Origin of the sequence: Mangrovimonas sp. TPBH4 (genome assembly GCF_001280505.1) — a bacterium.
GTDB lineage: Bacteria > Bacteroidota > Bacteroidia > Flavobacteriales > Flavobacteriaceae > Mangrovimonas_A.
On record NZ_LBIO01000057.1, the window covers coordinates 263697 to 275980 of the forward strand.

Here is a 12284-nt window from a genome sequence, read left to right on the forward strand (position 1 = left end):
GGCTTACGGATTTAAGATGGTTTTTAATTTCGTTTTCACCCGATTCATTTTCACGCGTGCATTCACTTCTGTAATCCCTAAGGTCTCACTTATTTCTTTGTAGTTTTTGTCTTCTAAGTACAAAAACACCAAAGCTTTCTCAATGTCGTTCAACTGGTAAACCGCATTGTATAGGAGTTTAAGCTGTTGTTCTTCGGTATCGTCGTACTCTTCAGATTTTATTTTAAATTGAACGGCATCAAACTCCTGTGTGGCAATTCTACGTTTAGACTTTCTGTACAGGGTAATGGCGGTATTTAACCCCACGCGGTACATCCAGGTACTAAACTTAGCATCACCCCTAAATTTAGGATAGGCTTTCCATAGTTGAATTGTAATTTCCTGAAACAAATCATTGTGGGCATCCCTGCTGTTGGTATATAGCCTACACACCTTGTGCACAATATTTTGGTGCTCTTCAAGTAGTTTTACAAAACTATGTTCTAGTTCTTTATCCAAGTTTTTAGTAGTTAGCTGCCTATTTGTAGTTGTTAATGTAAAGATGTTACACTTTGAGTGCTTTTTGTAATGAAAATTTTCAAATTTTTAACATGTATTTGGTTTTTGCTTCTGAAAACTAACGGATTAAAAGTTAGGCTGCTTTCTGAAGAATTTTACTTTTATCCCTCGATTTTAGAAGTCCTAGAATAATACAATACTGTGCCAATGCATAAGTAAACATTATGCTGATATGGGAATAAGGCAATGGTTCGTGAAATTTGTCGATGGCCAAAATACTATCGGAAAGCATAAATAACAAGGCTCCGGAAAACACTAGGTAATAGCTGTTCCGCGTTCCAGTTTCTTTTCTTAGGTAAGCACTTGTGACCATGGTTAAAATCACCAACATATAGGCAATAACGGCTACGGTTAAACTACCTAAACCTTCATAAATCACAAATAACAATCCAAAGGCAAAAAGCAGAAGGATCCCAATAAAGGGGAGTGGTTTTTTTTCGGGATCCCGATTTTTTAAGAACACCAGGGTATACATAACATGGGAAGCCAAAAAAGCAACAAGGCCAAAGATAAAATAAAGCTCGTCCCTATGGGCGTACATAAGCTCAATATCTCCCAAAAGCGAAAACAAAAGGGCGAATAAGGTCATTAAGCGCAATGTTTTGTTGAGATGATTGCTTCTGGCTACAAAAAAGATGATCAAGGTTGTTAAAATGGCAGGTTTACTTACATAATGCAAAGTATATAGGCGTTCAGAATTTCCAAAAACCAGTTCGGCTAGGACAATAATGAAGTAGATGAGGCTAAAGGACTTTTCTGTTTTGGTAAGCATTAATGAGATGTATTCGTTTAAGGGTAACCTAAATAAAGGTTCCCTTAAAGATATTGTTTTTAATCGTAACAAAAAACGGTCTAAGATAATTTCAACACTGAAAAACTGTTAAAATGCTTCCCCAATCCTGAAGTAAATTCCCCAATCATCCTTACCAACAGCAGCGTCTAGGCCCACGTTGAATTTAAAGGCTTTAAAAGCTTGGTATCGGTATCCAACGCCTGCGCCGGGGTATAGTTTCCAATCAAAACTGGAGGTGTCAGAACCATAAATGGTGGCTAGGCCTGCAAAGCCAACTACTCCCATTTTTCTGTGAAAATTCCAACGGTATTCGCTTTGTAGCGACATCAAACCATCGCCTCGGTATTTCCCTTCAGAGTAACCACGGATATCTTTTCCGCCTATGGTAACCTGTTGTTCAAAGGGAATACTGCCAAGACCAAATTGTCCAGAAAAACGTGCTGCCAGTACATCCTTGTCTTTTCTAAACGGGAAATAATGGTTGTGTGAAGTTAAAATGCGATTAGCTCTTTCATCATTGCCCATCCATAACGGGTACATTTTCAATCGGAGTTTGGTTTGGTAGCCATTGGTGGGATAGTAAATATTACTTCTTTTATCTATCATAAAGTTGATTTCAAGACTCTGGGTTGTCGTTGTGGTAGCCGGTTGTAAATCGTAAAAATCTGTTTCGTAATGAGAGTAGGTATAGGCAAGTCCGCCGTATAAATGCTCCACGATTTTTCTTTTGATCCCTACATTTATAATGGTGGTATTCGTGGCGTAATCATAAAAGCCTGGTTCGTCAATATCACCGGCATAGAATTGGGAAAGGTGATCTCCCGTTACTCCAAAAACCTGAAGCCGCCAAGAATCTTCTTTAAAATACATTTGGGAGAAAACGGCAATAAAATAGGATTTGTTGGTTGTATATACTCCAGCCAATCCTACCATGGACCTTGGGGATTTCAAATCGTCCCTATTCATTCTGAACATATACATCGGGGTAACTCCAAACATGAATTCGAGGTTCCTATTGTAACTTACATAAGGCATCACCGTAAATTCATGAGGCTTTTGGACAATAGAATCTTTGGATTCTGAAGTGGCTTTTTGTTGGGCCCAACTAGGAGTAATACTACAAAAAAGTATGAACAGTAAGAATAGGTTTTTCATAATTGAAATAGTTGTATTTAAATATACAAAGATTTCCGATAGTTCTTACAATGAGTTAGTTATGTTTTTTTGTAAAGTTTCCTTTGGGTGGTTTTGGGAATGTATTTTAGTGATTTTGGCAGAGTGCCTTATCATTTTTCTTATTTTAGCACTCCAAAAATAAAAGCCCTATAATGAACATTAAAAAATCCCTCATTTGTGGCTTGCTTTTAGCAAGTTCTACAATTGCATTCACTCAATCCTATAAATTTAAAACCTTGGTAGACCTTGAGGCCACAGATGTGATCAGTCAGGGAAAAACAGGTACTTGTTGGAGTTTTTCAACCTCTTCCTTTTTGGAAAGCGAAATTATGCGGCTTTCGGGGAAACGTATCGATTTGTCTGAAATGTATAATGTCAGACAGACCTATCCCCAAAAAGCATGGAATTATGTCATGCGCCAAGGTATGGCGCAGTTAAGTGAGGGTGGGTTAGCGCACGACGTTATCAACAGCATGTCCCAATACGGTGTGGTTCCCTCTGATGTGTATACTGGATTGCAAGGCTCACAAAAAGAACACGATCACTCAGAAATAGTAGATGCTATAAAACCAATTTTGGATGCGTATATCAAAGCCCCCAGTGCTTATGAAGGTGCTTGGAAAAATGAAGTTGAAACCATTTTGGATGCAGCCCTAGGAAAACCGATTGATACTTTTGTTTATGAAGGAAAGACCTATACACCGCAATCATTTTTGGAAATGACCGGGTTGAAAGCAGAAGATTATATTAGTATTACGTCTTTTGCCCATCATCCTTATAACAGCAATTTTATATTGGAGATTCCTGATAATTTTTCAAATGGGAGTTACTATAATGTGGCATTGGATGAACTGGTCGAAATTGCAAATGAAGCATTAAAGGCTGGATTTTCCATTGAACTGGATTGTGATGTCACCGAAACAACATTTTCTTCTAAATATGGCCTCGCGGTAATACCTGAAGATGAAACTTTAGGTGAGCTTGCTTTGAAAAAGGTTACCAAGGAAAAGGATATTACTACAGAATACAGGCAACAGGAATTTGAAAACTTTAATACTACAGATGATCATTTAATGCATATTGTAGGGATGGTAGAAGATCAAAACGGAACCATTTACTATAAAGTGAAAAATTCATGGGGAAAGCACACTAAGAAGGTTCCAAATGAGGGATTCATTTATATGAGTGAAGCTTATTTTAAATTGAAAACCATCTCCATTATGGTACATAAGGATGCATTGCAGCCCTCAGTAAAAAGTAATTTGAAATTATAAACCCAAAAGAAAAGGCGGCCAAATCATGGTCGCCTTTTTTGATGTGTTATTGTTTTACAACGGTAAGAATTCCTGAATCACCAGAGTTGGTTGTAATGTGAATAAAATACAAACCAGGATTTTGATCGATGTCTACCTCAAATTCTTCAACATCCCAAAAACGCTTTTCTGAAATAATATGACCGTTTATATTGATAAGTTTTGTCTGTATTTCTGTAAATGAAGAGCCCAAATCAATTGACACGCCACTTTCAAGTTCATTTTTGATAAGGGACATATGCTCACCTAAAGAATTGTCAATTGCTTCTAAAGAAGAAATTGTAATGCATTTTGAAAATTCCATGCACCCACCCTCATTGGTGATTTTTACGGCGTAATTACCTATTGTGCTCGGTGTAAAAGCAGGTGAAGTCGCTCCTTTTATTTGTGCATTGCGGTTGGAACAATCTATCCATTGGTAAGTGGCTCCTTTTAAATTTGCCGTTAAGGTAGTATTCTTTACACTTACTGTGTTGTCCAAATCTATAGGAGTTATTGGGCTACCTTCAACCCAATTGGAGTTTGTGCCTATTAGATCAAAGCCAATAAGTGTACTGTTTTGCGGGCTGCCGGTATACTCTAAAGCACTGTCCATCCCTTTATTGTTTCCATTGGGAATACCTTGGTTAAACCTATAGTAAAGTTCTAAATTGGATTGTTGGCAGATTTCGGTATTCATATGGTCCTTGATCTCTTCGGCTGTTCTTGCCACGGACCAAACCCTTACTTCGTCAAGTAGGCCTTCAAAAGGTCCTAAATTATAATTGCTATACCCTATTCTCACCGGTTTTTCTTTAGAGGTGTTAACGTCCAAATCTAGATCTCCTTCCTTGTCCAAATTGCCGTCTACATAGAGTTTAAATTGATTTTCTGATAGGTCTGGATCGTAGGTTGCTGCTACATGATGCCATTTGTTGTCCGTAATTGGCGTACTGCCATAAATACCGCCGCCCCCAACTTCAATTCTAATGAAGCGTGCATTGTTGTTAATTTTAAAAGAAAATCGTTGTCCAGGTCCTGTTGACCCCATATCGACAATAAATCGCCAAGTATTACTGGGTTTTACTTTTATCCATGCTTCTACGGTTCTAGCTCCATCACCTTCAATCCCTTTGTAGTCCGTTTGAATATAATCGTCAATTCCGTCAAATCGCAAGGCATTTTGAGCATGAGTGGTGTAATTTAAACCTATTAAAATAAATAGTAATTGAATTTTTATTGGTAAAAATTTTGTCATAATCATAAATCAGCTAGTAAGTTAAAATTAGTCAGCTTTTTTATTTAATAGAATGAAGGTCTTTGCGTTAACCTTAATTTAACCTGCAAGAGGTGTGCCTTTACTTACTGTGTCTTAGTTGTTTGTTGAAAAATAATACTGATTGTTTGGAACTAGAAACTAGCTTAAAGATTGAAGATGTTGTTTGAAAATTTCTATCCCTTTGGTCGCACTTTCTTCAATAACAGTAATGTTATTGGAGTTTGAAACAGCCGGTTTTGGGTCTATGTAAAACCCAGGAATATTGGTTGGTACATAATGCATTAAACTAGCCGCTGGATACACCTGTAGTGAGGTGCCAATGATAAGAAGAATATCGGCGGTATTGCAAATTGAAATCGCAGGCTCTATCATGGGAACGGATTCTCCAAACCATACAATATGAGGCCGCATTTGATGCCCTTTTTTACACTGGTCTCCCATTACTATATCGGTAGTCCATTCCACAACATCTGTATCGTCAAAAGTGCTTCTAGCTTTCAATAATTCTCCATGTAGGTGCAAAACATCTTTACTTCCTGCACGCTCATGAAGGTCATCGACATTTTGGGTGATAATACTTACTTTATATTCCTTTTCAAGCTCCGCCAAAGCCAAATGAGCAGCATTGGGTAATACTTCAAATAGTTGACGGCGCCTTTGGTTGTAAAAGTCCAAAACCAATTCAGGGTTGGCTCTAAAGCCTTCCGGAGAAGCCACTTCCATAACATCATGTCCTTCCCAAAGGCCATCGGCGTCCCTAAAGGTTTTAATGCCACTTTCGGCGCTCATTCCTGCTCCTGTGAGTACTACGAGGTGTTTCATGAGTCAAAATTACTATTTATAAATTATATTTGGCCCATGACAGATCTCAAACTTTTAGAATACCTAGAGACCTATCTCACGGATAGCAGAAAACAACGATTTAAAGAAGTATTGGCCCAACGTACCAAACATTTTACAGTTGCTACAGAAGACGTTTTTCAGTTACATAATACTAGTGCAGTTATTAGAAGCTGTGACGTTTTTGGCATACAGGAAGTGCATATTGTAGAGGAACGCAATAGTAGACGTATTGATCGGGAAATTGCCATGGGAGCCCAAAAATGGGTAGATATAAATCGATATCATAGTGTAAAATCATGTGTAGCTGATTTAAAAAAGAAAGGTTATCAAATTGTGGCCACAACGCCGCATACCAACGACTGCGAATTGCATGAATTCGATTTCACTAAAAAGTCATGTTTCTTCTTTGGAAGAGAGACCGAAGGGCTTTCGGAAGATGTCCTGAAGGAGGCTGATTGCTATTTAAAGATTCCTATGGTGGGCTTTACAGAAAGCTTGAATATCTCGGTTTCTGCTGCCATAGTTTTGCAGCATGTGACTTCAAAAATGAGACTGAGTGAATTGGACTGGAGACTTTCCGAAGAGGAAATTTTGGAAAAACGCATGGATTGGCTTAAAAAGTCCATTAAAAGTTATGATAAAATAGTGGCCCATTATTACGAAACCAAGGAGAATTTGTAATTTTAGTTATAATTGTAAATTCACGAGCTATGGCACATAATATGGTAGGTTGGTTTGAAATCCCCGTGTCTGATATGGCACGAGCCAAGGCGTTCTATGAAACCGTTTTTCAAGTAGAAATTTCGCTGCACGATTTTGGAGGTTTGCTAATGGGATGGTTTCCAGATAGAGGCGAAGTGCCAGGAGCGCAAGGCACCTTGATCAAACAGGATTCCTATATTCCAAGTCAAGAAGGGACTTTGATTTATTTTATCAGTGAAAATGTGCAAAATGAATTGGATAGGATAGAAGCCGCAGGTGGACAGATTTACCAGCCCAAGACTCAAATATCACCGGAACATGGCTATATGGCAGCCTTTATAGATTCTGAAGGAAACAGGATAGCACTTCATTCAAGAGTATAAAAAAAATCGAAACTTAGTTTCGACTTTTTCTTTAGTATTTAAAACCTACTAGGTCTATTTCTGTTGAGTACTTTGTATTCTTCGTAGCACTCGCTTATAGCATCCAAAATTTGAAGGTCATTGGCCGTTTCAATAAAGTCTTTGGAGTAGTTGCAGTGACTTACAATTTCATCCAAATCGTAACGGTCTACCTGCAATAGTACCGTCAGCATTTCCCTGTCGAATTTAGTTGCCAAAAGGTTTCGGATTTCATCATCCTCCTTCATTTGGCGCAGTTTTTTCATCTCGTTAGGCTTTCTTCCAAAGGCATTGTATAGGAAGTCTGCTGGGTTAAAAATAGCTCCCAATACTTTATTCACGGCATTAGGGGAGTTGTTCCCAGCTTCGTAACCTGTATTGGACAATCCCGAAATACTGTAACGGTAATTGGTTTTAATAGGTACTTGCTTAACATCAACCTCTAAATATCCTGTAAGACGTAACTGGTTTACCACGACTTCTTCCAAGGCCAATGCAGATTCTGTCAATTCAATTTGTGTTTCACCAAATTTAATCCAATCGTTGGTGACCCTAACTTTTATCGACTTGTATCCTAGGTATGAGAAATGCAGGGTGTCGTTAGCTTTGGCCTTAATCTCAAAAGCGCCTTTGTCATCTGTTGAGGTTCCAATAACTTGGTTGAGATTGACAATGTTTACTTTTTCCAAAGTTTCTCCTGTACTTGAACTTACCACAATACCTTTTACTCTGGTGTCATCTTCTTGAGAGACCACAGAGGTGGTTATAAAAAAAGTACATATTAGTAAAAGTAGGTATTTCATATCAATCTTTGTAAGGTATAAAAGTAATAAACTAAAGATATATTACTCATACATCCAAAAAAATTTGACTAAAAATTAACAAGCGCTTATGCTAATTAAGGATAATTTGAATGCAAAGAGGCTATCGTGAAAAAACAGGATAGCCTCTAAATAAATTATTGCTTAGCGTCTGGACCGTCTTGGTCTGGATCCGCCAAAAGAACTTTCTTTTGGTGCGCCGCTGCGTCTAGGTTTGGAACCACTTTCAGAGCGTTTGCGAGAACTTCCTCCCTTGAAATCGTCATTTCCTCTTCTTCTGCGTCCCCCGCCATCACGTTTACCGCCTTTACGTTTTTTCCCGCCACGGTTGCCTTTGTCAGAACTTAGTTCAACATTAACATAGCGACCTTCATGCTTGAAATCTGTAAAGAAACTTAGTATTTTCTCCTGTAATTCTGGTTCTGTGTTGAAGAAAGAGAAACTGTCCATAACATCTACCTTAAACACATCATCTTTGCCTAGTTCAAGAAGGTCTCTTAAGAAATCCTTCAAGTTCATCCAGTCATAACCATCCTTTTTACCAATATTGATAAAGTAGCGTACATCCTTGGATGATCGTTGGCCCTCTCTGTCTCCACGAGGCTCTTCAACATTTAAGGAATGTGCCTTTTTGTAGTAGTTGTAAAAACGGTTGAACTCTACAGAGAAGAATTTTTTAATAAGCTCGTCCTTGTCGGTATCCTGAAACAGTTCGTTGATACTGCTGAGGTATTTGTCAATTTCGTGGTTAACTTCTGTATTGTGGACTTTGTTTGCCAAGGATAACAATTGCACTTCGCAAATTTCCATACCACTTGGAATGTCTTTTTTCTCAAAGCGTTTTTTAATGATACGCTCGATACTTTTAATTTTTCTAAGTTCACTTTTAGAAACAATTACCATAGAAACCCCTGTTTTTCCCGCACGTCCTGTACGTCCAGAACGGTGGGTGTAGGTTTCTACCTCATCCGGAAGTTGATAGTTGATTACGTGGGTAACATCGTCCACATCAATACCACGGGCTGCTACGTCCGTAGCTACCAACATTTGGATTTGTTTGTTTCTGAAGGATTTCATCACCAAATCTCTTTGGTTCTGACTTAAATCTCCGTGAAGTGCGCCGGCATTATAGCCATCCTCAATAAGGTTTTCGGCTACTTTTTGGGTATCGCGCTTGGTACGACAGAATACCACAGAAAAGATATCCGGGTTGGCATCGGCCAAACGTTTTAAGGCTAGGTAACGGTCTCTTGAGTTTACCAAATAGTATTCATGCGACACTTGATCACTACCAACGTTTTTGGATCCAACAGTAATTTCCTTAGGATCGTACATGAATTCTTTAGCAATAGACGCTACTTCTTTTGGCATGGTTGCAGAGAATAACCATGTGCTCTTATCTGTAGGTGTGTGGGATAGGATGTCTGTGATGTCTTCATAGAATCCCATGTTCAACATTTCATCTGCTTCATCCAACACAGAATATTCAATTTTTGAAATATCCACCATGTTTCGGCTGATCATATCCTTCATTCTACCAGGCGTAGCGACAATAATTTGCGCCCCTTTTTTGATGGCTCTGGCTTGGTCGCTAATACTGGATCCACCATAGATAGCTACAACATTTAAGCCTTTGCAGTACTTTCCGTAAAGTTTTAGTTCGTTGGTGATTTGCAAACAAAGTTCACGGGTAGGAGATAGGATAAGTCCTTGTGTGGTTCTGCTACCAACATCAATTTTTTGTAACATTGGAAATCCAAACGCGGCTGTTTTTCCTGTTCCCGTTTGTGCCAAGGCTACCAAGTCGGTATCTTCTTCCAATAAAATTGGGATGGCTTGTGCTTGGACATCACTAGGGGTTTCAAATCCTAAATCGTTAATAGCATGTAATAGGTCGTCATTAAGACCTAAATCTTGGAATGTGTTCATTCGATTGTAAGTATTCGATTATGTTCTTGTAGTGTTACATAAGAAGCGAATCGACATACTTAACCTAAATCTTCTCGTAACACATCCTCACTCTGAGGAGTTTATGACTCAATGTTTTGAGTTTCAGCCGGCAAATATACGCTTTTTATTTCAGAGAAGCGGAATTCCCTGATAATTGTGATTTTGTTAAGAGAGTCTAAAGTTGGATTAAAAAGTCCACGAGTTGTGTAACCGCTTTTCCGCGATGGCCAATGCTATTTTTTTCTTCCATCGAAATTTCAGCAAACGTAAAGTCATGACCTTCCGGTTTGAAAACAGGATCGTAACCAAATCCAGCCGAACCAGCTTTTTCTTGGGTGATCTCTCCTTTACAAATACCAGTGAAAGTGTGAAGTTTTCCATTAAGTGAAAGGGCAATGACGGTTTTAAATTGTGCCTTTCGGTTGGAATGATTTTCCAATGCTTCCAGCAGCTTGTCCATATTGTCATTGGCATCTCTTTGTGGCCCTGCATACCGTGCAGAATAGACTCCAGGGGCACTATCCAATGCTTCAACCTCCAAACCTGTATCGTCTGCAAAACAATCGTAGCCATAATTGTGCTTGATGTAATTGGCTTTTTGAATGGCATTGCCTTCAATGGTGTCTTGGGTTTCTGGAATGTCCTCCAAACAATCAATATCCTTTAGACTCAGCAATTGTATGTTTGAGGGAATCAACTTTTGAACCTCTTGAAGTTTGTTCATATTGTTGGTAGCAAAAACCAGTTTCATAGCTCGAAATTTTAGGTTTCAAAAATACGATTTAGTATTTCAAATTAAAACTCACGAAGATTTTCTTAATTAATCTAGGTCTATTTATAATTGATTATATTTGAGTATAAACCTTATAAATAGTGCATTAAAGTGCTGTTGTCAATTGAATTATTATGAGATTGTTTTGTTTTCCTTTGCTAGCCCTTCTAGTTTTTACTTGTAAAGAACATACACCTAAGCAAACAGCCTTGGGAAGTATAGAGTTTTCCGTGCGAGGCGATGAACAGGCACAGCCCTATTTTGAAAAGGGCTTGTTGTTATTGCACAGTTTTGAATATGTTGATGCTAGGGAAGCATTCAAAAAGGCACAGGAAATAGATCCTGACTTGGCCATGGCCTATTGGGGAGAGGCGATGACTTACAATCATAGTTTGTGGTCAGAGCAAGATTTTGAAGAAGCCAATGCGGTTATTGCAAAATTGAAGCAATTGGAGCATTTAGATGAATTATCCGAAGTAGAACAGGACTTTATAAAAGCTGTAGAAATATTGTACACCCCAAAAACGTCCAAGAATGAACGCGATGTAAAGTACAGGGATTTTATGGGGAGTTTGTACCAAAAGTACCCAGAAAATAATGAAGTGGCCTCTTTTTATGCGCTTTCTCAATTAGGCTCAGTAGTAGGAGGCAGGAACGATTCTATTTTTGGACAAGGAGCTGTGATAGCAAAACAGGTGTTGGAGGATAATCCTAAACATCCAGGAGCTTTACATTATTTAATACATTCCTATGACGATCCTTATCATGCACATTTGGCTTTGGACGCCGCCAATCGTTATTCCAAAGTAGCTCCAGATGCCAGTCATGCCTTGCATATGCCATCCCATATATATGTGGCTTTGGGCATGTGGGATGAGGTGGTCAGTTCCAATGTGGCGTCTTATGGGGCCAGTATTACCAGAAAGAATACTAAAGAATTGGATAATGATGCCAGAGGGTATCATTCCTATCATTGGTTGGAATATGGTTATTTGCAAATGGATAGTATCAACAAAGCTAGGGACATGGTTTGGGACATGCAGAAATACACCAACGAATTGCCTTCCAAACGCGCCAGAACGCATATGGTATTTTTAAAAGGAACTTATTTGTGTGAAACGGATGATTGGGACAATGCCATTGCCGAGATTCCTATTGATGTGTCTGGGTTGCGAATTTCAATTAAAGCCATGAATCAGTTTTTGGATGGATATAAAGCTTTCTATCAGAAGCAACCCGAACTGTTGGATAGTCTTATTGTGGATTTAGAAGGGAAAATTCAAAAGGAAAGTTTATTAGTAGACAATCTATCGCAGGGCGCTGCGTTTTGTGCTTCCGTAACAAGGGAAACACCTACACAACGCAGTATTGATGGTTCAACAGTGATATTGACCCAACTCAAAGCCCTAAAGGCTTGGCTGAATGAGGATGTTGAAAAAACAGAAACCTTGTTAAAGGCTTCGGTAGCTGCCCAAGAGGCTATGACTTATAGCTATGGACCACCATCCATCCAAAAACCAACACATGAGCTGTACGCGGAATGGTTGGTAGAGCAAAAACGTTATGATGAAGCCTTACAACAATATGAGCTTGCTTTAGAACGAGGCCCTAAAAGAAAGTTGGTAGAACAAGGAATTCAAAAAGTTAAGGTATTATTGGCAGACAAAGTAGTTATGGAATAGTATATTTGTTCGGAT

12 protein-coding genes are annotated in these 12284 nt (G+C 38.7%); 4 read left to right on the forward strand and 8 right to left on the reverse strand.

The window, feature by feature from the left end:
* Nucleotides 1-3 precede the first annotated feature (3 nt).
* The 3 genes from ZA05_RS14120 to ZA05_RS14130 form a co-directional block, all read right to left on the reverse strand.
* Entirely contained in the window at nucleotides 4-498 is a 495-nt protein-coding gene (locus tag ZA05_RS14120; RefSeq protein WP_053992327.1) for an RNA polymerase sigma factor, read from the reverse strand.
* Between the two features lie 133 nt (nucleotides 499-631).
* A complete protein-coding gene (locus ZA05_RS14125) occupies nucleotides 632-1330 on the reverse strand; it encodes a lysoplasmalogenase (protein ID WP_053992328.1) in 699 nt (232 codons plus the stop codon).
* Nucleotides 1331-1438: 108 nt separating this feature from the next.
* Nucleotides 1439-2506: a BamA/TamA family outer membrane protein gene (locus tag ZA05_RS14130; RefSeq protein ID WP_053992329.1), complete on the reverse strand. Its 1068-nt coding sequence runs from the start codon at nucleotides 2504-2506 to the stop codon at nucleotides 1439-1441.
* Nucleotides 2507-2685: 179 nt separating this feature from the next.
* Here ZA05_RS14130 and ZA05_RS14140 point away from each other — a divergent pair, with 179 nt between their 5' ends.
* A complete protein-coding gene (locus tag ZA05_RS14140; protein ID WP_053992378.1) occupies nucleotides 2686-3801 on the forward strand; it encodes a C1 family peptidase in 1116 nt (371 codons plus the stop codon).
* Nucleotides 3802-3847: 46 nt separating this feature from the next.
* Here the strand turns inward: ZA05_RS14140 and ZA05_RS14145 are convergent, their stop codons facing one another.
* Together ZA05_RS14145 and ZA05_RS14150 are read right to left on the reverse strand one after the other, a co-directional pair.
* Nucleotides 3848-5077, reverse strand: a complete 1230-nt coding sequence (locus tag ZA05_RS14145) for a LamG domain-containing protein (RefSeq protein ID WP_053992331.1) — start codon at nucleotides 5075-5077, stop codon at nucleotides 3848-3850.
* A gap of 159 nt (nucleotides 5078-5236) precedes the next feature.
* On the reverse strand, nucleotides 5237-5920 hold the full coding sequence (locus tag ZA05_RS14150; RefSeq protein WP_053992332.1) for an NAD-dependent deacylase: 684 nt from the start codon (nucleotides 5918-5920) through the stop codon (nucleotides 5237-5239).
* A gap of 36 nt (nucleotides 5921-5956) precedes the next feature.
* Here ZA05_RS14150 and ZA05_RS14155 point away from each other — a divergent pair, with 36 nt between their 5' ends.
* Both ZA05_RS14155 and ZA05_RS14160 read left to right on the forward strand, forming a co-directional pair.
* Nucleotides 5957-6622: an RNA methyltransferase gene (locus tag ZA05_RS14155; RefSeq protein ID WP_053992333.1), complete on the forward strand. Its 666-nt coding sequence runs from the start codon at nucleotides 5957-5959 to the stop codon at nucleotides 6620-6622.
* Nucleotides 6623-6651: 29 nt separating this feature from the next.
* The gene (locus ZA05_RS14160) at nucleotides 6652-7026 is read left to right on the forward strand and encodes a VOC family protein (RefSeq protein ID WP_053992334.1); all 375 of its coding nucleotides are present in this window, start codon (nucleotides 6652-6654) and stop codon (nucleotides 7024-7026) included.
* Between the two features lie 38 nt (nucleotides 7027-7064).
* On the opposite strand, the gene ZA05_RS14165 is transcribed toward ZA05_RS14160, so the two are convergent.
* From ZA05_RS14165 to ZA05_RS14175, 3 genes are all read right to left on the reverse strand, one after another.
* The gene (locus ZA05_RS14165; RefSeq protein ID WP_053992335.1) at nucleotides 7065-7847 is read right to left on the reverse strand and encodes a carboxypeptidase-like regulatory domain-containing protein; all 783 of its coding nucleotides are present in this window, start codon (nucleotides 7845-7847) and stop codon (nucleotides 7065-7067) included.
* A gap of 162 nt (nucleotides 7848-8009) precedes the next feature.
* Nucleotides 8010-9794, reverse strand: a complete 1785-nt coding sequence (locus ZA05_RS14170) for a DEAD/DEAH box helicase (protein WP_053992336.1) — start codon at nucleotides 9792-9794, stop codon at nucleotides 8010-8012.
* Nucleotides 9795-9990: 196 nt separating this feature from the next.
* Nucleotides 9991-10566: a non-canonical purine NTP diphosphatase gene (locus ZA05_RS14175; RefSeq protein ID WP_053992337.1), complete on the reverse strand. Its 576-nt coding sequence runs from the start codon at nucleotides 10564-10566 to the stop codon at nucleotides 9991-9993.
* Nucleotides 10567-10721: 155 nt separating this feature from the next.
* Between ZA05_RS14175 and ZA05_RS14180 the strand changes: the two genes are divergently transcribed.
* On the forward strand, nucleotides 10722-12269 hold the full coding sequence (locus ZA05_RS14180) for a hypothetical protein (protein WP_053992338.1): 1548 nt from the start codon (nucleotides 10722-10724) through the stop codon (nucleotides 12267-12269).
* Nucleotides 12270-12284 lie beyond the last annotated feature (15 nt).